At 69.7% G+C, this 23,560-nt stretch carries 27 protein-coding genes; 19 read left to right on the top strand and 8 right to left on the bottom strand.

The genetic code is table 11. The features are described from left to right. Nucleotides 1-84 precede the first annotated feature (84 nt). Genes Aco03nite_RS07105 through Aco03nite_RS07095 form a run of 3 tightly spaced genes read right to left on the bottom strand, consistent with a single transcriptional unit; the run spans nucleotide 85 to nucleotide 2,158 of the window. The gene (locus Aco03nite_RS07105; protein ID WP_203793965.1) at nucleotides 85-549 is read right to left on the bottom strand and encodes an NUDIX hydrolase; all 465 of its coding nucleotides are present in this window, start codon (nucleotides 547-549) and stop codon (nucleotides 85-87) included. Then, nucleotides 546-1,379 (bottom strand): hypothetical protein, encoded by an 834-nt coding sequence (locus tag Aco03nite_RS07100; RefSeq protein WP_203793964.1) that lies wholly within the window; start codon nucleotides 1,377-1,379, stop codon nucleotides 546-548. The genes Aco03nite_RS07105 and Aco03nite_RS07100 overlap by 4 nt, the downstream gene beginning before the upstream one ends. Continuing rightward, entirely contained in the window at nucleotides 1,379-2,158 is a 780-nt protein-coding gene (locus Aco03nite_RS07095; protein WP_203793963.1) for a GntR family transcriptional regulator, read from the bottom strand. Before Aco03nite_RS07095 ends, Aco03nite_RS07100 begins: the two co-directional genes overlap by 1 nt. Before the next feature lie 175 nt (nucleotides 2,159-2,333). On the opposite strand from Aco03nite_RS07095, the gene Aco03nite_RS07090 reads away from it, so the two are divergent. The 14 genes from Aco03nite_RS07090 to Aco03nite_RS07025 all read left to right on the top strand — a co-directional run bounded on the left by Aco03nite_RS07090 (nucleotide 2,334) and on the right by Aco03nite_RS07025 (nucleotide 12,735). Continuing rightward, nucleotides 2,334-3,212 carry a hypothetical protein gene (locus tag Aco03nite_RS07090; protein WP_203793962.1) on the top strand — a complete coding sequence of 293 codons (879 nt, stop codon included), beginning with the start codon at nucleotides 2,334-2,336 and terminating at the stop codon, nucleotides 3,210-3,212. A gap of 55 nt (nucleotides 3,213-3,267) precedes the next feature. Then, nucleotides 3,268-3,723: a single-stranded DNA-binding protein gene (gene ssb / locus Aco03nite_RS07085; RefSeq protein WP_203793961.1), complete on the top strand. Its 456-nt coding sequence runs from the start codon at nucleotides 3,268-3,270 to the stop codon at nucleotides 3,721-3,723. After that, complete coding sequence (locus Aco03nite_RS07080; RefSeq protein WP_203793960.1) at nucleotides 3,723-4,061, top strand: hypothetical protein; 339 nt, start codon at nucleotides 3,723-3,725, stop codon at nucleotides 4,059-4,061. Before ssb ends, Aco03nite_RS07080 begins: the two co-directional genes overlap by 1 nt. Beyond that, nucleotides 4,061-4,915, top strand: coding sequence for an FtsK/SpoIIIE domain-containing protein (locus tag Aco03nite_RS07075; protein ID WP_203793959.1), 855 nt, complete (start codon nucleotides 4,061-4,063; stop codon nucleotides 4,913-4,915). The genes Aco03nite_RS07080 and Aco03nite_RS07075 overlap by 1 nt, the downstream gene beginning before the upstream one ends. A 71-nt stretch (nucleotides 4,916-4,986) precedes the next feature. Further along, entirely contained in the window at nucleotides 4,987-5,373 is a 387-nt protein-coding gene (locus Aco03nite_RS07070; protein ID WP_203793958.1) for a hypothetical protein, read from the top strand. A gap of 114 nt (nucleotides 5,374-5,487) precedes the next feature. Next, entirely contained in the window at nucleotides 5,488-6,555 is a 1,068-nt protein-coding gene (locus Aco03nite_RS07065) for a DUF6197 family protein (RefSeq protein WP_203793957.1), read from the top strand. After that, entirely contained in the window at nucleotides 6,555-6,851 is a 297-nt protein-coding gene (locus Aco03nite_RS07060) for a hypothetical protein (RefSeq protein WP_203793956.1), read from the top strand. The genes Aco03nite_RS07065 and Aco03nite_RS07060 overlap by 1 nt, the downstream gene beginning before the upstream one ends. Beyond that, complete coding sequence (locus Aco03nite_RS54640) at nucleotides 6,848-7,543, top strand: hypothetical protein (protein ID WP_373872583.1); 696 nt, start codon at nucleotides 6,848-6,850, stop codon at nucleotides 7,541-7,543. Before Aco03nite_RS07060 ends, Aco03nite_RS54640 begins: the two co-directional genes overlap by 4 nt. Continuing rightward, complete coding sequence (locus Aco03nite_RS07050; RefSeq protein ID WP_203793955.1) at nucleotides 7,540-8,037, top strand: Pycsar system effector family protein; 498 nt, start codon at nucleotides 7,540-7,542, stop codon at nucleotides 8,035-8,037. Before Aco03nite_RS54640 ends, Aco03nite_RS07050 begins: the two co-directional genes overlap by 4 nt. A gap of 15 nt (nucleotides 8,038-8,052) precedes the next feature. After that, entirely contained in the window at nucleotides 8,053-8,331 is a 279-nt protein-coding gene (locus Aco03nite_RS07045; protein ID WP_203793954.1) for a hypothetical protein, read from the top strand. After that, on the top strand, nucleotides 8,328-9,383 hold the full coding sequence (locus tag Aco03nite_RS07040; RefSeq protein WP_203793953.1) for a DUF2637 domain-containing protein: 1,056 nt from the start codon (nucleotides 8,328-8,330) through the stop codon (nucleotides 9,381-9,383). Before Aco03nite_RS07045 ends, Aco03nite_RS07040 begins: the two co-directional genes overlap by 4 nt. Nucleotides 9,384-9,487: 104 nt before the next feature. After that, nucleotides 9,488-11,245, top strand: coding sequence for a replication initiator (locus Aco03nite_RS07035; RefSeq protein ID WP_203793952.1), 1,758 nt, complete (start codon nucleotides 9,488-9,490; stop codon nucleotides 11,243-11,245). A gap of 83 nt (nucleotides 11,246-11,328) precedes the next feature. Next, nucleotides 11,329-11,529, top strand: coding sequence for a helix-turn-helix transcriptional regulator (locus tag Aco03nite_RS07030; protein WP_203793951.1), 201 nt, complete (start codon nucleotides 11,329-11,331; stop codon nucleotides 11,527-11,529). A gap of 3 nt (nucleotides 11,530-11,532) precedes the next feature. Next, a complete protein-coding gene (locus Aco03nite_RS07025; RefSeq protein WP_203793950.1) occupies nucleotides 11,533-12,735 on the top strand; it encodes a tyrosine-type recombinase/integrase in 1,203 nt (400 codons plus the stop codon). Nucleotides 12,736-12,816: 81 nt separating this feature from the next. Here Aco03nite_RS07025 and glnA read toward each other — a convergent pair whose 3' ends face one another. Next, nucleotides 12,817-14,241, bottom strand: coding sequence for a type I glutamate--ammonia ligase (gene glnA / locus Aco03nite_RS07020; protein WP_203793949.1), 1,425 nt, complete (start codon nucleotides 14,239-14,241; stop codon nucleotides 12,817-12,819). A 191-nt stretch (nucleotides 14,242-14,432) separates the two neighbouring features. Here glnA and Aco03nite_RS07015 point away from each other — a divergent pair, with 191 nt between their 5' ends. Further along, on the top strand, nucleotides 14,433-14,801 hold the full coding sequence (locus Aco03nite_RS07015) for an RDD family protein (protein WP_239144968.1): 369 nt from the start codon (nucleotides 14,433-14,435) through the stop codon (nucleotides 14,799-14,801). Here Aco03nite_RS07015 and Aco03nite_RS07010 read toward each other — a convergent pair. Together Aco03nite_RS07010 and Aco03nite_RS07005 are read right to left on the bottom strand one after the other, a co-directional pair. Next, nucleotides 14,798-16,873, bottom strand: a complete 2,076-nt coding sequence (locus Aco03nite_RS07010; RefSeq protein ID WP_203793947.1) for a hypothetical protein — start codon at nucleotides 16,871-16,873, stop codon at nucleotides 14,798-14,800. The genes Aco03nite_RS07015 and Aco03nite_RS07010 overlap by 4 nt on opposite strands. Nucleotides 16,874-16,878: 5 nt before the next feature. Continuing rightward, nucleotides 16,879-17,889 carry a hypothetical protein gene (locus Aco03nite_RS07005; protein WP_203793946.1) on the bottom strand — a complete coding sequence of 337 codons (1,011 nt, stop codon included), beginning with the start codon at nucleotides 17,887-17,889 and terminating at the stop codon, nucleotides 16,879-16,881. A 178-nt stretch (nucleotides 17,890-18,067) separates the two neighbouring features. On the opposite strand from Aco03nite_RS07005, the gene Aco03nite_RS07000 reads away from it, so the two are divergent. The 4 genes from Aco03nite_RS07000 to Aco03nite_RS06985 all read left to right on the top strand — a co-directional run bounded on the left by Aco03nite_RS07000 (nucleotide 18,068) and on the right by Aco03nite_RS06985 (nucleotide 20,667). Next, nucleotides 18,068-18,406, top strand: a complete 339-nt coding sequence (locus Aco03nite_RS07000; protein ID WP_203793945.1) for a WXG100 family type VII secretion target — start codon at nucleotides 18,068-18,070, stop codon at nucleotides 18,404-18,406. Nucleotides 18,407-18,429: 23 nt separating this feature from the next. Continuing rightward, nucleotides 18,430-18,714, top strand: a complete 285-nt coding sequence (locus Aco03nite_RS06995) for a WXG100 family type VII secretion target (protein WP_203793944.1) — start codon at nucleotides 18,430-18,432, stop codon at nucleotides 18,712-18,714. Nucleotides 18,715-18,784: 70 nt separating this feature from the next. Continuing rightward, nucleotides 18,785-20,005 (top strand): S8 family serine peptidase, encoded by a 1,221-nt coding sequence (locus tag Aco03nite_RS06990; protein ID WP_203793943.1) that lies wholly within the window; start codon nucleotides 18,785-18,787, stop codon nucleotides 20,003-20,005. Between the two features lie 50 nt (nucleotides 20,006-20,055). Beyond that, nucleotides 20,056-20,667 (top strand): DUF2625 family protein, encoded by a 612-nt coding sequence (locus tag Aco03nite_RS06985; RefSeq protein ID WP_203793942.1) that lies wholly within the window; start codon nucleotides 20,056-20,058, stop codon nucleotides 20,665-20,667. A gap of 102 nt (nucleotides 20,668-20,769) precedes the next feature. Here the strand turns inward: Aco03nite_RS06985 and eccB are convergent, their stop codons facing one another. Together eccB and eccD are read right to left on the bottom strand one after the other, a co-directional pair. Further along, the gene (gene eccB, locus Aco03nite_RS06980) at nucleotides 20,770-22,134 is read right to left on the bottom strand and encodes a type VII secretion protein EccB (RefSeq protein WP_203793941.1); all 1,365 of its coding nucleotides are present in this window, start codon (nucleotides 22,132-22,134) and stop codon (nucleotides 20,770-20,772) included. Nucleotides 22,135-22,137: 3 nt separating this feature from the next. Then, nucleotides 22,138-23,547: a type VII secretion integral membrane protein EccD gene (eccD, locus tag Aco03nite_RS06975; RefSeq protein WP_203793940.1), complete on the bottom strand. Its 1,410-nt coding sequence runs from the start codon at nucleotides 23,545-23,547 to the stop codon at nucleotides 22,138-22,140. Between the last annotated feature and the right edge of the window lie 13 nt (nucleotides 23,548-23,560).

Below are 23,560 nucleotides of genomic sequence, written 5' to 3'. Positions count from 1 at the left end.
TCGTCCTGTTGGACCAAGCCTATTCAAGATCGTTAGTTGCCTGGGGTCGAGTGCTGAGTCTGATTGGAAATCACCTGACCTCGCTCAGTCGCCCAGAACCTCGGGCGCGATCTCTTCCGTGAGAAGGCTGACGCCATTGTGCAGACGGATGGCGACGTCGACTGTATCGAGGGCATCTAGGACGCGCACTGCGAAGGTCTCGCTCATCTGCTCGGTGACCTCGTCCGAGGTCCACCAGTCGATAGCGGCGCTTTCCTCCGTGGGGCCAGGTGTGCCGCTGGTGACGCGGGCGCGGAAGACTAGGGCGACCACACCTAGGCGGAGGTTCTTGTAAACGCCTGTCAGCCGCTCGGGCTCGATAGTTACACCGGTTTCTTCCTCTACCTCTCGGCGCACGCCTGCGTGGACGGATTCGTTGAGTTCGAGGATGCCGCCGGGGATCTCCCACTTGCCTGTGTCGCGTCGTTGGACCACCAGCACGCGGGACTGTTCGTCGGTGACGACGGCAGCGACGCTGACGGAGTGCCGGGGGCGTTCGGACTGGGTCACAGGTCGGTCCCTTCGAACAGGCAGATTGCGGCGGTGGCGTCGTCGTACTTCTTGTAGCGCGAAAGCGTGGATCCGGGTTGGTCGGCCTTTTCAGCGCGGCGTACGCGTCGGATGAGCTGGCCAGGTCCAGAAGCGACCAGCAAATCTAGGAGGTCGTCCCATCCGAAGAGGGCGAACTTGTCTACGGCGGCCGACGCGCCATCGGTCAGCAGAGCTGCCCGGCGGAGGCGTTGGGGGCCAGTCAGAGGGACAGACCCTGTCACGGCTTCGAATGCCGCTTGCGGGGCGGCGGCGGCGATCCAATACCCGCCGGGTCGATTGGTGTGCTGCCACTTCTCGACCGTGACGCCTGGAATCTGTCCGAGGCCCGCCGCGCTGGGAACCAGTGCCTTGTTTCGCAGTTCAGCGATGAGTCGGCCGAAGCGGTCATCGGTCACGACCTCGGCCCGGTCGCCTCGGTCGAGAACCAGCGGGCTGTCGCAGAGGACGAGATAGTCCGCTTGGGCGCCGCCTGCGCGGAGAAGACAGACGGTCGATGCTGGTGTTCCTGGACGAGTGAGGTCGCAAGTGTTGCGGTGGGCGTCGGCGACGCCTTGTATCGCTGCGGCCAGTAGCTCCGGCAGTGGGTCGAGTGGAGCGGCGGAGAAGGCGGCAGCAAGTTGGGCGGACAACCGCCGGACGTACCAGGCTGGGCCGTGGACGCATCCGGTGTCGAAGCCGGGGGGTTGGGTGACGCCGTCGAACACCGCTACCAGGGTGCCGATGGACAGCGCGGCGTCCTCGTTGACGTCGCGGCCGGGCGCGACTTGAGAGCTGATCCTGACTTCCATCAGTGGCGGGCTCCGCTTCGGGTCTCGTCGTCCCAGTCGTAGCGCAGCGTCCACAGGTGGCCGGGCATGACGTGGATGCAGAGTTCTACGGGCCGGTCCTCGGCGTCGTACGCGACGTGCCAGATTTCGAACACGGGAAGGGTCGCCTCGATGTCCAGCAAGCGTTGCTCGGCGTCGTCGGGAACGCGGACGTTGACATCCTCGGTGAAGCGGACCGGTCCGTGTCCCAGCTCGGCGAGACGGGAGTAAGAACCGCCTTTGCCGGCGTCAGCGCGCAGTAGCGCATCACATCCGTCGGCGATGTCCCAGGGGATGTAGGAGTCTGCGATCTGGGTCGGTTCGTTGTTGGCGTAAAGGACGCGGCGGCGTACGAGCGCATCCTTGTCGCCCTCTAGGCGCAGGACTTTTGCGGCTGCCGTTGGCGGGTGGACACGGCCGATCTCGCGGTAGTCGGTGCGGGACTGCAGGTTCAGTCCCGTCACCTCGACTTCGCCTGCACCCGTACCGTGGTCCCGAGCCGCGTACCGGCGCTTGGCGTCGCGGAGGATCCGGGACAGGCTCCGCACGTAGGTGCCTGCCCCTCGGCGTACCTTCACATCCCCTGACGCGCGGAGCAGCGTCAAGGCCTTGTTGACGGTCACGCGCGAGACGCCTAGTTCATCGGCGAGGCGCTGCTCGCTGGGCAGTGACGTCCCAGCCTGGTAGACCCGCTGGTCAATGCGGGCGCGCAGTTCATCAGCAATCTGAATGTACTGCGGCTTCGACGGCTCGATGACCACTTGCTCTCCCGGCGTAGGACGTCTTACGGGGTTCACGCTAGGCCTATGCACCATCCTTGCCAACTGGTGCACCCTCCTTACCCGCCAGCGGACGTATTACGTCTTGTGATCATCGATTGTCGCCTTTACCTTGAGACGTAGTACGTCTTTCGTGCATCGTCTTAGGGAGGTGGCAATGGCTGGTGGGGTGTTCAAATCCGCACCCGTCGGCACGGTGGCGTTGGTGGAGACGCCGGTGTCGCAGTGGTATGTCAGGCGGGCTCGTCTGGCGTTCATCGGTGTGAGCCTGGGTTGCTGGGCTGTGGTTGCTGCGGTGGCGTCGGCGTTCGTGCCGGTGTTGTACGCGGTGGCGCTCGGTCTGGTGTCCGGCGGCGTGTTGGGTCTGTTGACCGCTGTGATGGTGCGGGTCTGGCCGGTGCTGCGGGTGTTGTGGTGGTGGTCTCTGGAGATCGCCGTTGCGGCGCTGGTGGTGGCTGGTGTGTCGCTGGCGGCGCGGGTGTGGCCGTGGTGGCTGGTGCTCGGTGCCGTGGTGGTTCTGGTGGCCGGCGTTCTGCTGGTTGGCCGGGTGCGGCGGTTCGTGTTCGCGTGGTCGTGGTGTGTGGTGGATCGTCATCGGCTGCGGCTGGCGTTCACGCAGTTCGTTCGTGTCGGTGGGCAGGGCGGTTCGCGGCCGTTGCCGGTGCCGCTGATGTTGTGGGCGCGTCCGACTCTCGCTGGTGAGCGGGTGTGGGTGTGGCTGCGGCCGGGCCTGTCGCTGGACGACCTGGACGGGAAGGCCGACCGGATCGCGGTGGCCTGTTTCGGGGCGAGTCTGGTGCGGGTGTCACGTGCCCGGCAGAACCTGTCGTCGCTTGTGCGGGTGGACGTGACGCGTCGTGACCCGTTGACCGGCATGGTGCCGTCGCCGTTGTCCGCGCTGCTTGGCGGCTCGGATCTCGATGACGAGTGGGCGGATGCGCCGGTGTCCCCGGCCGTGCCGCTGGTCGGCCTGGACCTGGCCGACGTCGATGAACCTCCCGCTCCGGAACCGTCTCGTGGCGGTGGCCGCCGGTGACCTCGGCGGGCGTGGTGCGTGTGTCGTATCCCTTCTGTTTCAAGGAGTGACCAGCATGGCTGGAGAGACCCAGGTGACGATCGTCGGGAACCTGACCGGCGATCCGGAACTGTCGTACACCGACAAGAGCGTCGCGCGGGCGAAGTTCACCATGGCGTCGACGCCCCGGATGTTCGACCGTGAGGCCGGGCAGTGGAAGGACGGCGACCCGCTGTTCATGACCTGCACGGCGTGGCGGGACTTGGCCGAGAACGTGGCCCAGTCGCTGAGCAAGGGCAACCGGGTGGTTGTCGTCGGTCGGTTGAAGCTGAACCGGTGGGAGACCCCGGAGGGCGAGAAGCGGTCGGCGCACGGCTTGGAGGTCGACGAGATCGGCCCGTCGCTGCGGTTTGCGTCGGCGAAGGTCACGAAGATCTCCCGGGCCAAGGGCGGTGACGGCTTCGTTCCGGAGTCGGCTCCCGCAAGCCCGTGGGACAGCCCGAAGGTTCCGGTCGGGGCGGAGGGTTTCTGATGGACGCCACACGCTACGGCGACATGTTTGCCGGCGGCTCGGACGGTGCTGTGCTGGCACCGATCTGGCAGGGCGCGATGCTCGCCACCACGGCCGAGGACTGCCGACCGCTGATGGTCGACTTCGTGGCCGCGTGCCGGGCGCTCAGCGTCCCGGACCGGGTGCCGGTGATGGAGCACGGTCCCTACGAGGGCTGGCTGTTGGTTCCGGCTCCGCGCGAGTGTCCTGCCGATGCGGTGCTGCTGTCTCCTGACGGGCACGTGGTGATCCGTCTGGAGTTGGCCGAGTTGCTGACGGCCTACTGGTCGCAGCAGACGGACGGGCGGGAGGACCGCTGATGTCCTCGACGGTGCCACGTCCGGCCGACCTCCGGCCCGGCAAAGCGCTGTCGATCTTCGATCCGGTGTTCATCGGGATCGACGAGTTCGGTCAGCCGGTGTATCTGCCGCTGATCTACCGGAACCTGCTGATCGGCGGGGAGCCGGGAGCGGGAAAGTCCGGTCTGCTCAACGGTGTGGTCGCGCATGCGGCATGTTCGCTGGACTGCAAGCTGGTGCTGTTCGACGGCAAGCAGGTCGAGCTGGGCCAGTGGCGGCGCTGCGCCGAGGTGTTCGTCGGTCCGAAGCTGGATCAGGCGCTGAGCGTCCTGCGTCGGCTGCAAATCATGATGGACCGCCGGTACGCGTATCTGCTGGCGTGGGACCGCCGCAAGGTCGGGCGCAAGGACGCCTTCGATCCGTACGTGGTGGCGATCGACGAGATCGCGTATTTCTCCGCGACGGTCGGCCGCAAGCAGGACCGCGAAGAGTTCGCGTCCCTGCTGCGGGACCTGGTGGCCCGTGGTCGTGCGGTCGGCATCATCGTGGTCGCCGCGACCCAGCGCCCGTCCAGCGACATCATCCCGACGTCGCTGCGGGACCTGTTCGCCTGGCGCTACGCCGGCCGTTGCACCAACGACAGCTCTTCGGACATCGTGCTCGGCCACGGCTGGGCGCAGAAAGGCTGGACGGCCAACACCATCTCGCCGACCAACCCCGGCGCGGGTCTGCTGATCGCTGAGAACGGCAGCCCTCGCCTGGTGAAGGTGGCTTTCCTCGACGACAAAACCTGTGCGCGGATCGCCCGTTACGCGGTCGACCTGCGCGCTGACGACTGGAACGTGCCCGTAGAACGCCCGGTGTTCGCGTCCTGACCGTCGTCGCTCTGAACTCCCGAAATCTTTCGGGACGGAACTGTCCAACCCCATCTGATGGGAGGCCTCTGATGGCCCGAACCAACCGCAACAACCTGCCGATCCCGGCGCCGGACACCCGGATCATCTACATCCCGGACCCGACGATGCAGGCCGACCTGCAGCGGCTGACCACCAGCCAGCTGGAGACCCAACGCCAGCAGCAGGCCATGTTGTACGGGATCTGGAAGCAGCGGCAGGAACGGATCGCCGAGCAGGACCGTAAGGCCCGGCGCTTCTGGAGCAGCTTCGGAGCGGTGATCGGCCTCGCGTTTCTCGGCGCGGTCGGCTTCGTCGGCTGGTGGCTGTGGACCGTCATCGGTCTCGGCGCACTCGCTATCCCGCTGCTGCTGGCCGGCGCGACGGCGACCGCTGTCGGCGGTCACCGCTGCATCACCATCGTCCAGCACATGCACTGACCAGCACCAACACCTAGTTCAAGCGGACGACACCAGGCCCAACGCCCTGGAAAGCAAAGCCCCGGTGCCGCCGCCCTGAGAACCAACCCGCATCCGATGGAAGGAGTCGGCGTAATGAACCCTACCCAAAACCAGGTGCCCGACAGCGAGGGCATCACCGCACCGGTCCCGGCTGAGCAGAACGGTTTCACCGATCTCGGTGGCCGTCTGGTCGAGGACCCGGCCGACGTCGCCCGGCTGCTGCCGGACGTCGTTACCCGCCCCGGCGGACACCACCCGGAGTGCTGCTGCCCTACCTGCCAGGGTGAGGACCAGTGCGACCAGCCGATCGGCTTCGCTTTGACCGCTGCTGGCCTGCTGGCCCTCGGCCGGATCGATGAGGCTGCCGAGGTCTGGGGTGACGACGAACTCGACCAGGACCGGATCCCGACCGCAGAGGGGTTCGCGGGCTGGCGCGAGCGGATGTCGAGCCTGGCGTCTGCCGATGGCAGTGCCGAGCAGCACGACGCTGATTGGGCTGAGGGCTACGGCGAACGCCTGATCGACGCCTACACCTCGCACTACGAGTCGGCGGACGCCCGCGAGGTCACCGACGACGGCGACGAGCCGGGTTCGGTGCCGAACGTGCTGCGATCGGCGGCGACGTACCTGGAGCGGCACGGCTGGATCCAGGGCGCGTATTACGACGCCACGTCCGGGGTGTTCACGCCTTCGGCGTGCATGGTCGGCGCGATCGGTATGGCCTGCTACGGCGGCCCGGTCGACGTTCCGGCGCAGATGTTCGACCAGCCCGGCTTCGCCGAGTTCGAGCAGGCGGTGTTGCACCTGGATCGGTACCTGCTGGTGCACCACAACACCGAGTCCTACGCGTTCAACGACGCGCGAGGGCGCACTGTTGGCGAGGTCATCGACGCGCTCCGTACGGCGGCAGAGGTGCCGGCCGAGGAGCTTGTCGAGACGCTGCGGGCGATCGACGAGATGGACGATCGCCTGGCTGACTCCGGACTCACCTTCGAACAGATCGTCGCCCTACTGCGAGACGGGGACGGCGAACTGGCCAACCTCACGGACTGCCAGCTGTGTGGAGCGCCCGGGGGCTACCCCTACTGCGAGGGCAACTACGGCGGCCGCGTGTGTTGCGCGGACGTCGCCCGCTCGACCGCTGAGGGCGGTGACGCCTGATGCGTAAGAACACCGTCAAGCCCACCTTGACGCGCAACCGCCGTAGTCGGGCGTCGCGTCTGCGCCTTCCGGCGCTGGTGGTGCTGCTGGTGCTGTTTCTGTCCGGTCGTCCGCTCGACGGGCGGCGGCACAGCAACGGCACGTTCTGGATCGCGGGAACCCGCCGCGTCGGCCGGCCCGCCTATCTCGTCACCTGGCAGTGGTGGGCGCTGGCGGCCGGATGGCAGCGACTCGGCCTGCGGCTCACCGCCCTGGCTGCGGTGGCCATGGTCGTGGTGGGGGTGGTCGCACGATGACCGGTAAACCCTCGACGACCAGGAACGAGGAATCCACGACCAAGGGCAAGCGCAAGCGTGCCCCTCGGAACGTGGAGAACCCCGCCTTTGACGCGTTCGCGCGCCGGATCCTGCGGTCCTACGGCAAACGCGTCGCCGCCGGTGACGTGGAGGCTCTGGCCTCGCTGACCGAGCTTGCCGCCGAGTTGGACGCCGTGGTGCGTCTGGCCGTGGCCGGTCTGCGAGCCAAGCCGTACTCCTACTCCTGGAGTGAGATCGCCTTCCGGCTGGGCACGTCCCGGCAGGCAGCGCAGCAGCGCTATGGCGAACGCTCCGACCGCAACGCCCTGGACTCCCGGCTCCTTGAGGCCGGCCTGGGCGTGACGGTGGCGACCCTCGTCGAGGTGTTCGCCGATCACGACATCGGTAGCCCCGCAGCATCGTGCTGCCCGGGCTGCGGCTTCCGCTACCCCGACAACGTCTTCGAATGCCCCACGAACGCCACCGTGCGTCCGCTGCTGTACCGGCGGCGTGGAGAAGACGAGACAGCGGTCGCTCGACTGACCCCCGACCAGCGCGCCTACCTGCACAACCCCACCTCCCGCCGCCCGCGCGGGATCAAGGTTCGGCAGGCGGCCACTACCTCGCCGAGTCCGAACCGGAACACCGCAACACCGCTGTTCCCTATCCACGGAGAGGACCCGGCGCTATGACCGACACCGACCTGAACACCACTGACGACAGCTTCGCCGTCGCCGAGAAGATCGCCGAAGTGCAGGCCCACATCGCGCGGGCCGACACCAAGGCATCGATCCTGACCGGTCTTTCCCTCGGGGCACTGACCGGCGGGGCCGCGCTGGCGGGCAAAGCCCACCTGCACGGCATCTCCCTCACGATCGCTGTCGCCACGGCCGTTGTGGTCGGTGCGGCGATCCTGCTGCTCGGCGCGGCCATCCGGCCCGACCTCGGCGGCTCGTTCGGGTTCATGGACTGGGCGTACGCGCCCTCGGCCATGGCTCTGGAAGCCGACTTGCAGCGCGACGCCGGCGACAGCTCGAAGCTGCACCAGATCGAGCAGATCGGCTACCTCCTTCTGCTGTCCCGGTCCGCCCGCCGCAAGTACCAGCGGGTGCGCCTGGCCGTAGATCTCCTCGGCGTCGCACTGCTGTGCGCCGCTGTCACCGCCATCCTCTCGGCTCTGGACTGAGGCGGGGGACCAGCGATGACCAACAACCGACCCCAACCCACTGCCGGTACCCCGCAGACTCCCGTCGCGGAGCCGTCGCGCTACGCCTACTTCATCAGCGTGATGGACACCGCACGCGGCGGGCTGCGTATCTCGCAGATCGAGGTCTTCCGGGTACAGCGGATCACCACTCTGCAAGACGTCCAGGACGTCCAGGAGATGATCCGCCGCGACATGCACCTGCCGCACGCGAGCGTGCTCGGCTGCACACTGCTGCGCAAGGTGCCCGCCTCTGATGCTCAGGGGCGACAGTGACTACCCGCAAGAGCGGCCGTGGCTGGGCCTACACCGGGGCGTTCCTCGGTGGCGCGGTCTCGATCGCCGCGAACGTCGCTCACTCCTTCATCCCGCCCAAGGAAGTCGCCAACCCTGCTGGCTGGTCACCCGAACTGGGTGCCGTCGTCGGTGCGGTCGTCTGGCCCGTCTTCCTGTTCGTGGCCGTCGAGATCCTGGCCCGTGTGGCCTGGCCGACGACCCTCGTCTGGCAGATCGTCCGATGGGGCGGAATCCTCCCCGTCGCGTTCGTGGCTGCCCTGGTGTCCTACCGGCACCTGTCCGGTCTCCTCGGCCACTACGGCGAGGAACCCATCGTCACCATCCTTGGCCCGCTCGCTGTCGACGGGCTGATGGTCATGGCAACCGGCGCCATCCTGGCGACCGGAAACCACCGAACCACCCCGGCAGGCCTGCGCCTGCCGAACCTTCAATCCCTGCTCAACCTGGCCGACCAGGACGCTTCCAACGTCCCGGCCCCGACAGACACATCGACCCCGCCGAGTGTGCCGCCCGTCCCCGTGGACGTGCGTACGCCGGCCGTCGACACCCCAACGGTGACCCCTGCTCCGGCACTGCCAGTGGCGGAGGAATCGGCACGGACGCCGGAACACGACAGCACAGCTGCCCCGACGCCCGATGTCGTCGCTGGCCGGATCACCAGGCCGACCTCGACCAGCCCGGACCGATCGACCGCCACGTCTCTACCGGTCACCCCGGCACCTCGCCCGCGTCCCCGCAAGCCCGACGCCACACCGACAGCCCCACTGCCCCGTCCCGCCATCGGCACCTCTGCCAACGAGCCGGACGTGGAACAGCTGAAGCTGCCGACCGTGACGCCTGACCTGCTGAACCGCGCCCGCGAGGCCGCCCAGCGATACCGCGCCGAGAACAACGGCGAACAGATCAGTGCAGGCCAGCTCGCGGCCCGGCTTCGGATCAACTCCGGAGAAGCGGCCGACGCCTTGGCACACCTCGCCATCGCGCCGATCCCCTCCCTCAACGGCCGTCGCCCGAGCAGAGCGACCCGGTAAGCGACTCGACAACCAGCGTCGTACCCGAAGCCTCCCAGCTTCGGGTACGGCCCTGGCTCTCCAGCCGCACCCCTTGCCATCACACCTCAAAGGAGCAGCGAACCGTGACGCTGTCGACGCTTCCCGTCGCACCCGAGCCCACCAGCTCGGGCACGACGACATGCGCCGACATCCCGGCCTGGTACCGCACCTCTGCCGACCTCACCCGCCAAGCGGTCGCCCGCGCCGCCCGCGACGACTACCCGGCCTGGCTCTCCCACGTCCGCCCGGCCGCCGACTGCACCCGCCCGGTCCGCCTCGCCGGAATCCTCGCCACCGTCGAGGCCGCCACCGGCCGCCTGCTGGCCGCACGCTCCACGGCCGACATGCCCGACGGCGTCATCTACAAGCCGTGCGGCAACCGCCGCGCCAGCGTCTGCCCGGCCTGCTCCAAGCGCTACCAGAACGACGCCTACCAGGTTGTACGCACCGGCCTCATCGGCGGCAAAGGCGTGCCCGAACAGGTCGGCGCACATCCCGCTGTGTTCCCCACCTTCACCGCCCCCAGCTTCGGTGAGGTCCACACCCGTGCCGTCCGGCGGCACACCTGCGCCCGGCGCAAGGACTGCGACTGCCGACCGGAACCGTGCCACGCCCGCCGCGACCTGACCGTCTGCCCGCATGGCATCCGCCTGGCCTGCTTCGCCCGCCACGACACCGACGACCGCCGCCTCGGCACCCCGCTGTGCCTGGACTGCTACGACCACGACGCCCAAGTCGTCTGGAACCATGCGGCCGGCGAACTCTGGCGGCGGACCACCATCGCCATCACCCGCCGCATCCACGCCCGCTCCCGCCAACTCGGCATCCCCGACGTCCCGATCGTCACCACCAGCCGGGGCAAGACCCGCATCCGCTGGGTGCCGCCGGTGCGGCTGTCATTCGGCAAGGCCGCTGAGATGCAGCGCCGCGGCGTCGCACACTTCCACGCCATCATCCGCCTCGACGGCTTCGACCCCGACCAACCCGACGCGGTGCTACCTCCGCCGCCGGGCCTGGACGCTGCCGACCTGGTCGACGCGATCGATCACGCCGCCGCCACCGTCGCGTTCACCACCGCCGCGCACCCGGCCCGGCCCGGCGGCTGGCCGATCGCCTGGGGCGAACAGATCCTCACGAAGGTCATCACCGTCGCTGGGAAAGGCGAGGTCACCGACGGCCAGGTCGCCGCCTACCTCGCCAAGTACGCGACCAAAGCGACCGAGGTCACCGGCCACGCCTCCAGCCGACTCACTGATACCACCGTCGACCTGTACGCCGACCCCGACGGCACCCACACCGAACGCCTCATCGACGCCTGCTGGCGACTCGGCAACTTCCGCCACGACCCGACCCCACCAGCGCGATTGACAGACCAGCCGCTGAGGGAACCTCCGCCGCCCGCTGGCTTCGTCACGTCTTGGACCTGCCCGACCTGCGGCACCGGCACCCGGTACCGGGCGTGCCCGACCTGTACCGCCGTCGACCTGGACGCGCCAGCCGAGCCGGATGACGCACCCGTGCGGCGCAACCCATACGCCCGGCTTCGCCGCTGGGCTCACATGCTCGGCTTCGGCGGCCACTTCCTCACCAAATCCCGCCGTTACTCCATCACCTTCGCCCTGCTCCGTGACCAGCGCGTGGAATTCCGGCGGGCACAGTCGGCCGGGCCGGAGCAGATCGAGCCGGGCGCGACATCGACCACCCTGGTCGTCAACTTCCTCGAATTCGTTGGAGCAGGGTGGCGCACACCGGCAGACGCCATGCTCGCCACCACCTCTGCCGCCATGGCCCGAGAGCACCAGAGCGCCGCCAGGGACTACCTGACCACCCTGGCCGCGTGAGCGGTCATCGACTGTCAAGGACACCTTGACGCCCCGCTGCGCTCGGCAGCGACCGTGACTCTCGGGATAGGAACGAGGAACCAATGACGACAGCGGCCGTCTCGGCGACGCCTGTCGAAGGGCTCTGGACGATCGACGACGTCTCTGCCTTTCTGCGGGTGCCGACTGCCACGCTCTATCAGTGGAGGCATCGCCACATCGGGCCTCCGGCGTTCAAGGTCGGACGCCATCTGCGCTACGACCCGGCGGCGGTTCGCGCCTGGCTCGTCGCGGGGGAGGCCTGACCGATGCCCGTCGATGACCTGTGGTACCTGGTGAAGCGTGGGCCGGACGGTGCCCGGCTGCCGTCCAAGAAACACAACCGGGGTAAGCGCTGGCGGGTGCGCTGGGTCGACAACACCGGCGCCGGCCGTGAGCGGCTGTTCGAGCGCAAGGTGGATGCCGACCGGTTTGACGCCAACGTGCGGGCCGACCTGAGCCGTGGCCAGTACATCGACGACCGGGCGGGCCGGATCACCGTGGCCGCTCTCGCCGAGTCGTGGCGGCTCGGCCAGCTGCACATCGAGAGCACCGCGATCCGGGTGGAACACTCCCTCCGGCTTCACATCGTGCCCGGCCTGGGCCAGTTGCAGATCGGTCAGGTGCGGCCCAGCAAGGTGCAGGCATGGGTCCGTGACCGGTCGCTGGTGCTCGCACCGACGACGCTGCGGGTGATCTACGGGCATCTGAGTGCCATGTTCACCTCGGCGGTGCGAGACCGGTTGATCCCGAGTTCGCCTTGCGACAACATCCGGCTCCCGGCGATTGATCGCGGCAAGCGGGTGATCCCGCCGCCGGAACAGGTGCACCGCCTCGCGGAGCTGATGCCGCGGCGACTGTCGGCGGCGGTCTACGTTGCGGCCGGGTGCGGGCTGCGGCTGGGCGAGGTGCTCGGCCTGGAGGTGGAAGACATCGACTTCGAACGGGCGGAGTTGTCGGTCCGGCGGCAGCTCAAGTCGCACAAAGGCCGGCGGCCCTACCTCGGACAGCCGAAGACGAAGACGAGCGTGCGGACGGTGGAGCTGCCGGACGTGGTCGCCGCTGCGCTCCGGGAGCATCTGGAGTCGCTGCCGGAACCGGTCCTGGTCGACGACGACACCGATCCCCGTCGACCGGTCCGGCGACTGGCCGCGCTGGTCTTCCGAAACGCTGAGGGCGGCCCGGTACTCGCGTCCACGTTCTCGCGCACCTGGACGCCGGTGCGGACCAAGGCGGGTCTTCCGATGCGGTGGGGCTTTCATGGCTTACGGCACTACTACGCGACGTTGCTGATCCACGCTGGAGCGAGCGTCAAGACGGTGCAGCTGGCGCTCGGGCACTCGACCCCGACGGTGACGCTCAACGAGTACGTGCACGAGTGGCCGGATGCCCTCGATCGGACCCGAGCGCTGGTCGACGGGGCTCTCGGTGGACACAAAACGGCGGCCACGTCGGCTGGGAGCCGAGCATGACCGCCGTCTCGCGGGTTGTGCCCACGTTGTGCCCAAGATCAGGTCAGCGGGCGAACCCGCTGGTCAGGGCCTTGGCCCACGTCAGACGTTGTAGTACATCTCGAATTCGTGGGGGGTCGGGCGGAGCCGGACCGGGTCGATCTCGTTGGTGCGCTTGTAGTCGATCCACGTCGAGATCAGGTCGTCGGTGAAGACTCCGCCGGCGGTCAGGAAGTCGTTGTCGGCTTCCAGGGAGTTCAGGACCGCGTCCAGGGAGCCGGGGACCTGCTTGACGTTGCCCCACTCCTCCGGCGGCAGGTCGTACAGGTCCTTGTCGATCGGGGCCGGGGGCTCGATCTTGTTCTTGATGCCGTCCAGGCCGGCCATCATCTGGGCGGAGAACGCCAGGTACGGGTTCGACGACGGGTCGGGAACCCGGAACTCGATACGCTTGGCCTTCGGGTTGCTGCCGGTGACCGGGATGCGGGTGCAGGCGGACCGGTTGCGCTGCGAGTACACCAGGTTGACCGGGGCCTCGTAGCCGGGCACCAGACGCCGGTACGAGTTGACGGTCGGGTTGGTGAACGCCAGCAGCGACGGCGCGTGGTGCAGCAGGCCACCGATGTACCAGCGGGCCATGTCGGACAGGCCGGCGTAACCGGTCTCGTCGTAGAACAGCGGCTCGCCGTTCAGCCACAGGCTCTGGTGGGTGTGCATGCCGGAGCCGTTGTCACCGAAGAGCGGCTTCGGCATGAACGTCGCCGTCTTGCGGTGCTCCCAGGCGGTGTTCTTGATGATGTACTTGAACAGCTGCATCTGGTCGCCGGCGTGCAGCAGCGTCGAGAACTTGTAGTTGATCTCGGCCTGTCCGGCGGTGCCGACCTCGTGGTGCGAGCGCTCGACGGTGAAGCCGGTGTCGATCAGCCGGCGGACCATGGCGTCACGCAGGTCGCTGTAGTGGTCGACCGGCGAGACCGGGAAGTACCCGCCCTTGTACGCGGTCTTGTAACCCTTGTTGCCGCCCTCTTCCTCGCGGCCCGAGTTCCAGGCGCCCTCGATCGAGTCGATGTAGTAGTACGACTGGTGGGCGGAGGTCTCGTGGCGGATCGAGTCGAAGATGTAGAACTCGGCCTCGGCCCCGAAGTAGGCGGTGTCGGCGATGCCACTGGCGGCCAGGTAGGCCTCGGCCTTCTTGGCCACGTTCCGCGGGTCGCGCGAGTAGGCCTCGCGGGTGAACGGGTCGTGGATGAAGAAGTTGAGCGCGAGGGTCTTCTGAATCCGGAACGGGTCGACGAAGGCGGTGGCGACGTCCGGCAGCAGCATCATGTCGGACTCGTGGATGGCCTGGAAGCCGCGGATCGAGGACCCGTCGAAGGCGAGGCCGTCGGTCACCACACTGTCGTCGAACGACTCGACCGGGATGTTGAAGTGCTGCATCACACCCGGCAGGTCACAGAATCGTACGTCGACGAATTTGACGTCCTCGTCTTTGAGGTATCGCAGGAGTTCCTCGGGATTGGCGAACACACGTCCTCCTGGCACAGTTTTCCGATACCGGGCGGCATCAGCCGCCACCTGGCAAGGCTGCTCGCGACGTTATGACCCCGCGGTTGCCCAGGCGTATCCCAATCGTTTCCGCCGTGTTACGTAGCGCGACGAGCAGGCACAGCGGTAGCGCGATCAGGACCACCGGACCATATCGCGTAGGCTTCCCAGCCGTGGCTGCTTCAAAGAACGCGGAGCCCGCCGGCCTCGGCCCGCGGCTGGGCGCTCTGGTGATCGACTGGGTGCTCTGCCTGCTGATCGCGAGCCTGTACGCGAGCCCGGTCGAGAAGTCGTGGCCCGCGGTTCTGGTGCTGATCGTCGCCAATACCTTCTTCCTCGGCCTCTTCGGACAGACGCCGGGCATGCGCTTGATGCGGGTGCGCTGCGACGCCTACCCGGTCGGCGGTGTGATCGGCCCGGTCCGCGGCCTACTGCGCGCGTTCCTGCTGGCCCTGTTCGTCCCGGCGATCATCCTGAACAGTGAGGGGCGCGGCCTGCACGACCGCGCCGCCGGCTCGATCGTGGTGGCCGTCCCCCGCTAGTCCTCAGGTCGGCCGGTCACCACGCCACCGCCCGGGGTTCGTACGCCGAAGGCCTGTTTGCCGGTGATCGGGTCGTGCTCCTCCCGGACCGGGATCGGGGTGCCGCCGCCACGACGCCGGCCCAGTTCGGGCGCGACCGTCGCGGGACGATCCGGCTGAGCGGCCGGGCTGCGCAGACCCCACGGCCCACCGTCCGGCCGGGCCCGCTCGGGAGCACCGACAACGCCGTCACCGGCGGGTTTGCGTGCCTGCTCGGCACCGAACAGATCGGACCAGGCGGCACCGGGACGGTCCCGGCGTTCGGGCCGCCAGGGCGGGGGAGCGGCGGGGGAGACGGGCCGGTTCAGCACCGGCGGTGTGGTTCCGGGCCGCTGACCGGTGGGTCGCTGTCGCACCTCCGCCGCACTGCCGGGCGTCGTTCCACGATCTTCAACCGGATTCTTCAGTACGGGTGGAGCCGCGCTCGGACGGCTGAACGTCCCGGGCGCGGTGGCCCCGGTCGTCGGGCGTCCGGCGGGCGGTGTGACATCGGTGCCGGTGCCGGGACGCCTGGTGGGCAACGGCGGCACGACTCCCGGCGTGGTCCGCACCGGAACCGGAGTGGTGCTGCGCCCGGCCGGCGGCGGAACGCCCGGGGTGGTGCGCCCGGCGGGCGGTGTGGTGCGTCCCGGGCGGCCGTTCTGCGGCGGCGGAGTGGTGCCGGGTGTGGTGCGGCCGGGCCGTCCGGCGGGACCGGGCCGGGTGCCGATCGGCGGGATGACGGTCGGGGTGGGCCGCGCACCGGACGCCGGCGGGGTGGCCGGGGTGGGACGGGTGCCGGCGGGCGGAGCGGTCGGGGCGGGACGCTCGATCCGGCGGCCACCGGTCGGCGGCACGACCGGCACCACCGGGCCGATCGGACGACGGATCGTGCGCCCGGGCAGTTGACCGGGCGGGGGCACGACGACCGGCCCGCGGCCACCGGGCGGCACCACCTGCGGCGGCAACGTCGGGCGTACCACCGGGGGAATGATCGTGCTGCCCGGCGGCGTGCCGGGAACCGGAACCGGCTGGCCCGGCGGCAACGACCCGGGCGGCAGCGAACCCGGCGGAAGGGTCGCCGGAGGCGTCACACCGGGAGGCACGACAACCGGCGGCGGTACGAATCCCGGCTGCTGTGGCGCCGGAAGCTGAACCACCGGCGGCAGGGCCCCGGGCGGTAGAGCTCCCGGGGGCAGGGCTCCGGGCGGCGTGGTTCCCGGCGGCAGCAGTCCCTGCGGTGGCGGATTGCCGACCGGCAGTGGCGCGAACCCGTTGCCGGGCGGGGCCGGAGCGTTGCCGTTGCCGAGCCCGTTGCCCGGGCCGCCGGTGCCGCCGGGCACCCCGCCCGGGTCGCTGAGCACCGCGTTCAACGGCTGGACCGGCGGACCGACCCCACTGGACACCACCGCGATGTAGTCGAAGAACTGGTCCCCGTAGTGCTGGGCCAGCTGCTGCGCCTCCAGCCGGTACTTCTCCCGCACCAGCCCCTGGTCCTCCTCGATCTTCTCCAGAGCGGCGGCGTTCCAGCTCACGCCCTCACTGACGAAGGCGCCCAGGTTCTCCAGGAAACCGACGTTCTGCGCTTCTTTCAGTTCCTGCTCGTAGTCCCGTAGCAGCAGTTCCATCTGGTGCCGCGCCTCCATCGAGACGGTCACCATGTGGCGCAGCGCGACCACGTTCTTCTGCGCCGCCTCCATCCACACGTCCAGGTAGGCGAGGGTCTCGCCGGGCCCCATCCGCAGGAACGTGTCCCGGGCGGCCGGCGACTGCCAGGTCTCGTCCCGCAGCACCGTGCTCTGCCGGTGCACGCTGTCGCGGACGTCGGCCAGGAACGCCCAGGCGTTCTGCCACTGGTCGGCCAGTGCCGCCATCTGCTCCGGGTGCAGGTTCCGGATCCGCTGCGAGATCTGCTCGACGGTGGCCGGGTTGCCCGCTCCGGGCGGCGCCGAGAACGGCAGCGTCGACGGCGGGTAGCTGCCGTAGTGGGTCTGGCCGCTGTACGGGCTGTACCCGTAGTTGGGGTCGGCGGTGGCGCCGAAGGAGTCAGCCATCGAGATCACCCGTTCACTCGGTACCGGTCGGCGATCGGGGCGGGGGTGGACGTCTGCCCGTCGGTGCGGATCCCGGTGACCACCCGGTTCGTCTCGACGAGATCGCCCTTGTCGTTGCGTTCGGAGGTGACGGTGACCTGCTCACGGGTCGCCGTGTCGGTGGTCTCGAAGGTCCGGTGCACGGTCTGCCCGTCGATGTCACGGACGTCGGTGCTGCGGCCGGCGAGTTCCGTTCCGTCGTACCGCTCGCGGGTCTCGGTCGTCCCGGTCCGCCCGCCGTCGGCGCCGAACCGTTCCTCGACGGTGACCCGCACGTCCCCGGTCTGCTCGACGCTGGTGCGGGTGGTCGCCACCGAGTCGGTCTCGCCGCTCGCGCGGTAGATCGTGGTGGTGGTGGTCGTGACCGGGCCGCCGGGCGGGGCGAACGTCAGCGTCTCGCGGCGTTCCCCGTTCGGCCCGTCCGCCGTCTCCAGCGTCTGGTGCGACGAGATCCGGGTCGACGAGGCGGGGATCCAGGCGGTGCTGGTGGCGCCCGGCGCCGGCGGGCCGACCGCCGTCTGGAAGTCCTGGAAGGTGGCGCCGACGTTGTCCGGCAGTCCCGCCGGGCGGGCCACGTTCTTGTCCCCGTAGGCGAACAGGACGTCGTTCAGCGACGCTGCCGACACCCCGTCGGTGTGGCCGTAACTGTTCGCCACCACCCGGGCCGCGTTGCCGATGTTGCCCACCGACTCGGCGAGCTTCTGCAGGTAGACGGTGAACTCGCCGGCGTTGGCCACCAGCCGGGCCCGGACCGCGTCCGCCTCGCCGAGCACCTCGCCGTCGAACGCCGCGCCCGGCATCTCCCCGAGCGGCTGCAGGAACGCGGCGCGGGAGGCGATGTCCTGCTGCTGGTTCGTCATCGCGGTCGCGTAGTCACGCAGCCCGTCCAGGTCGACGTCGACCGCCGGCCCGCCACCGAGCCACGGTGTGTTGGTGTTCTGCTCGGTCTGATCCGCGTAAGGATTGTCCGCGCTCATCACGCCTCCAGTTTTCTGGGTGACGCGGAAGAGTACGCGCGAATGCCGGATCAGGTTCGACAAGATTCTTTTAAATGCTTCGAACCGCTGCCGTACGGCCGGTGTACGGATAGGCATAACCACCGGCACGAGCCGGCCAAGAGAATCGGGGAGTGACATCGTGGCAGGAACGCCGGGCATGGGTCAGGTCCATGCCACTCAGGAACAGCTCAACACGATGGCCGGCCGTTGCGCCGACACCGGGCAGAACATCTCGCGCGGCATGAACCAGCTGCTCGGCCAGATCCAGGGCCTCAGCGGCGGCGCGTTCGCCGGCACCGCGAACAACGCCCTCCAGGACGTGTCCATCCAGCTCAACGACGGCCTCTCGAAGATCATGCAGGCGCTCGACGAACTCGGCGGCAAGATGACCGCCGCCTCGCAGACCTACGGCGTCAACGACGACGAGGCCGCTCAGACCATCCGTGGTGCCGCCGCCGGTGGCGACAGCGCCGTCATCAACGCCCTCCGCGGCTGACCGGGAACGGGGAGAAGACCACCATGAACATCACCTACAACTTCGGCCAGATCGCCGACGTCTCGTCCTCCATCAACAGCTTCCAGGGCCAGATGGACCAGCAGCTCAACGACCTGTATACCCAGTTCACCCAGCTGTTCGCCCAGGACTGGACCGGCGCCGCCGGCACCGCCTGCGACGAGGCCCGGCAGAAGTGGAACCAGGGCGCCACCGAGATCAAGCAGGCTCTGGCCATGGTCGGCGTCAAACTCGGCGCCTCCGCCGAGCGCATGCAGCAGGTCGACGCGCAGATCGCGTCCAACATGTGATTCGTCTACGGGCCGCCGGTATTCACACCGGCGGCCGGACTGTATTACTTCGCCTTCCGGGGTGGCCCTGATGATTGTTCGCGTTTTGATTTCGGCGGCGCTCGTCGCGCCTTTTCTGTCCACCGCTCCGGTCTTTGCCGCCCCCGGCCAGAATTGCGCCGAACCCGGGCGGGCGCAGATCAACGGATCTTATGCGCGGGTCATGTTGCAGGCCGACGCGATCATTCCCATCGAGAACGGCGGCGGTACGACGGTGGCGGTGCTCGCCACCGGTGTCGACGCCGGCCAGCCCCAACTCGGCAACCGTGTCCTCACCGGCGCCGACGTCCTGCCGGGCGGCAGCCGGGCCACCGCCGACTGTGCCGGCCTCGGCACCCAGGTGGCCGGCGTGATCAGCGGCCAGCGCGGCGCGGCGGCAGGCCTGAGTCCCGGCTCCCGCATCCTGCCGATCCGGGTGATGCCCGACGATCCGGCCGGTTCCGAGCCCACGCCCGGTTCACTGGCCAGGGGGATCGACACGGCGGTGCAGAACGGCGCCGACGTGGTCGTGGTGGCCGTTCCGGTCCGCACCGACCAGGCGGTCCTGGAGACGGCGGTGGCGAACGCGGTCGCCCAGGGCGTGATCATCGTGGCCGCCGTCGGCGAGGAATCCCCCTCCGCGGGCGCCTCCGAGGACTCGTCCGTCCCCTACCCCGCCGGCTACCGCAACGTCATCGGTGTCGGCGCGATCGACCGTACCGGCCAGCTCCTGAGAACGTCCCGCTCCGGCGGTTTTGTCGACCTGCTGGCCCCGGGGGTTGCCGTCCCCGCCCTGCAGACCGGCCGCGGTCTGGTCGAAGTGGACGGTAGCGCCGTGGCGGCCGGTTTTGTCGGCGCGTCGGCGGCCCTGCTCCGGGCCCGCCGCCCCGACCTGACGGTCCCCGAGGCGATCACTCTGCTGAAGGCCACCGCGAGCCCGGCCGCCTCCAGTGCCGGGGTGGTCAACCCGTATGCGGCCCTGACGACGAGAGTGTCCGGCACCGGGGCGCGCGACCTGCCGGCGCTGAAGCCGGCCGCGGAGCCCGACCGGACCGCCGAGTCCTACCGCCGAACCGTGGCCCTGACCAGCGCTTCCCTGGCCACCATCCTGGTGCTGGCCCTACTGCTGCTGGCCGCGGCTCTGCGCCGGAGCCGCCGCCGCCAGTGGCGTCCCGCCCTGGCCCCGCACCTCTGCACCCCACCGGAGCCGTTGGAACCGGGCCCACCGGTGATGCTCCTCGACCCACCCGTACCGGTCGCAAAGCAGTCGTGAGCACCGGGCCGCTCACCCGGCGTGCCCGGTGAGCGTGGCAGGCTGTGCGGGTGGAACAGAGTGCCTGGGCGGAGATCTCCGCGTTGATCGAAGCGGCTCCCTACCCGGTGGAGGTGCTGCCTGTCGATGCCGAGCGGGGGGCCTCCTGCCTCGGGGTTCTCGGGGTGACCGAGCGGTCGTGGCTGGGGGCCGTCGTGGCCAACAGTGGGGGGCTCGTCGTCGATCACGGGTGGTTGCGGGTTCTCGGGGGTGGGCACGACGGGCTACCCGATGTCGTCGAGGCCATGCCGGAGAGCGGTGGGCTGGTCGTCGCGTTCGATGTGATGGGTGGGCAGTTCGTGTGGGGGCGGCCGCAACCGGGGGCTGCTCCTACGGTGAACTACTTCGGGCCCGAGGATCTTGTCTGGCAGGACCTCGAGCGTGGGTACGGGGACTGGCTGCACGCGATGCTCGCCGGGGCACTCACCGGGTTCTACGAGGGACTGCGGTGGCCGGGGTGGGAGAACGAGGTCGCCGCCGTCGCCCTCGACAACGGGATCGACACCTTTCCGCCTCCGTGGACCGCCGAGGGGAAGGATCTCTCCCAGGTGTCGCGTAAGGCGGTTCCGCTCGGCGAACTCGTCTCGGTGCACCACGACGCGGCCCGTCAACTCGACGGGTAGCCCGCGAGGGTCGCACACGCCCGGCGGTCGCGGGTCGGTCTCGAGGGGGCGCCTGGCTCGCGTCGTCGGAGCGAGGGGAGCCGGTGCGGTTGTGGGGCTCGTTTACCCCGTACCGGAAAGGGCTGGTTTGAGGGCTTGTGCCGGGTCCAGCGTGACCCCCGCCGGAATCGAGTTGATCAACGCGGTGGGGGCCTCGAAGGCGAGTGACGCGGTGTAACCCAGACGGTTCACGGCGTCCTCGGACGGCACCGCGTGGCGCAGCGCCACATCGGTGACCAGCATGAATCCGCCGGAGCCGGGCACCCGGACCAGGGCGAAACGGCCGGCCGGGACCAGGACCGCGTCGGCCAGCGGGCGGCCGTCCTCGGTGGCGCCGGTGGTGGGGATGGCGGCGTTGAAGGCGGTCGCCGGGCCACCCACCGTGATCGTGGGGGGCTTCGTCACGTCCGCGGTGACCGCGCAGGCGGACTCGCCGCCGGGTATCGCGGCCAGCGTGGGGACCTTGTCGGGGCCGCGGGTGGCCGGATCGGCCGGGGGCAGGGCGTCACTCTCCGGGATGTCGTTCAGGTCGTTCACCGAGATCTGCTGCGGCCGGGCGGGGAACGCGGCGTTCAGCACCGCCTGCTGGAGCGCGGTGATCGCGGCGCGGCCGTCGTTGAGGATCAGGTGGAACTGCTGACCACTTCCGGTCTGGACCACCAGGATGTCGCCGTTGTCGAAACCGGCGGCGGCGTTCGAGTTGTTGCCACGCCCGTTGACCGTGATCGGGGCGATGTCGGCGCCGGACGGGAGCGCGTTGAGCCAGGCGGTGCCCAGGCGGATCGGCTGGACCGCGCCGAACAGCGCCTGCACCGTCGTGTCCGGGTCGACCACCGGGTGTTTGCGGCCCTGCCAGATCAGGTGCACCACCTCGCGGTCGGTGGCCAGCAGCGCCCGGTCGCCGAGCGCGGCGCCGGCCGGTCCGGTGGCGCCGACCAGAAGGATCGACCGCGGATCGGTGCCGGGCACGCCGCACATCGCCCACGGGAGACGGGCCTGTCGCCCGGCGTCGGGCAGGGACGCGGGCGCGCCGGCGATGCCGATCGTCACGCCGCGCGGGGTGCCGGTCAGGGATTTCGCGGCGACCCGGAACACCTGCGGGTTCGGGCGGCCGGCCGCCAGTTTCGCGGACGCGAAGTTGAGCGCCGGGTTGAGCCGGTCGTTGAGATGGACGAAGACCGCGCCGCTCTCCCGTTCGACGACCACCGCGCCGTCCTGCTGCCACTGGTTCGCACCGGTGCGGGTGAGCACGCCGTAGATGCCGAAACCGGCCGCCACCAGGATCGCGACCATCACGCCGCCGAACAGGGCACCGATGCCGCGGCGCAGCGGGGACTGGGCCGGATCGGTCTCGCGCATCACGAACGCGGAGATCACCCGCTGGTTCATGAACTGGTACGACTGCAACTGGTCGCGGCGTGACGTCACGGATCACCCACCGATCCCGGCGAACAGGCCGCGGACGTCGTCGAAGACACCGATCACCCCGCACGCGAGCGGGATCAGCGCCATGATCGCGACGATGTCCAGGATGTCGGCGGCCCGCCCGAGGTACGGCGAGGGGGCCTTGCGGCTGTAGATCAGCGCGGCCGGCAGGGCCACCGCGGTCACCACGCCCGCCACCGCGACCAGCACCACGCCGGAGACCGCGCCGGTCACCACCGGGCCGACGCCCAGCCCGGCCAGCCCGAGCAGCCCGGCGACCAGCAGCGGCACCCGCTGTTGCGGGGTGGGCAGCAGCCGGGCGCGCAGCAGCAGGGCGGCGATCGCCGCGATCATCAGCAGCACCGTGGGGACGTCCGGGGTGGACAGCGCCAGCCAGACCATCGCCACGATGCTGCACAGCGCCGCCGACAGGATGAACCCGGTCAGCACCTCGGAGGCCCGCACCACGGCGGCGAACACGTCCGCCCGGCGCGGGGTCTTCTCCTCTTTCAGCAGCTCCTCGGCGCGGCTCGGCAGGTCCGGGAACGGCAGCCGGCCGAGCCAGCCGGCCAGCACCGGATAGGCCGGCAGCAGCCCGATCGCCGCGGTCAGCGCCACCGCCGCGGCGCCCTCGGCGGACACCCCGGTCAACGCCAGCAGCGCGGTCAGCAGGCCGGTCAGCGCGGCCGCGATCCCGGCGACGAACAACCGGGTCAGCCCGGCCACCCCGGCGTGCCCGATCACGCTGACCACGAGCAGTGCCGACGAGCCCAGGACCAGGCCGGGGGCGCCGACCGAGAGGAAACCACCACCCGGCTGGGTGAGCAGCCAGGCACCGCCGAGGAACGCGTAGGGCAGACCGCTCGCCGCCACCACCGCGCCCGCCGCCGCGTCGCCGAACGCCCGGGACAGCAGCACGCCCAGCACCGCGCACGCCACCGAGACGGCCAGCGCGATCACCCCGGGCAGCACCCAGCCGGGACCGGTGGCGGCCAGCCCGGCCAGGCCGAGCAGCAGCGCCCCGGCGGTGACGGCCAGGCCGGTGCGGCGGGTGGCGGCCGGGCTCCAGGTCCGCCCGGCCCGGCGGGCGCCACTGGCGATCACTTCGACCACGTCGTCGTACGCCAGCTCGGGCCAGTCCTCCCGGGCCGGATCGAGGTGCAGCAGCTCGCCGTCGCGGACCCCCTGGGCGGCCAGACTCCGCCCCGGATCCAGGACGGTGCCGGTGGCCCGGCGCAGGACCCAGCCGCCGTAACGCTCGGACGGCTCGCCCAGCGCGCCCTCGGCGTGCCGGAGCAGATGCGGCAGCAACTCGGCGACGAGCATGTTGTCGGGCAGGGCGAGGTCGAGGCGGCGGGTCGGGGCCGCGATCGTCACCCGGGCCAGGGAGGGCCCACTCGTCGCCGGTGCGCTCACAGTGGACAACGTA

The sequence above is a fragment of the Actinoplanes couchii genome (assembly GCF_016862075.1).
Taxonomy (GTDB): Bacteria; Actinomycetota; Actinomycetes; order Mycobacteriales; family Micromonosporaceae; genus Actinoplanes; species Actinoplanes couchii.
This window is presented reverse-complemented; position numbering and strand designations above follow the sequence as displayed.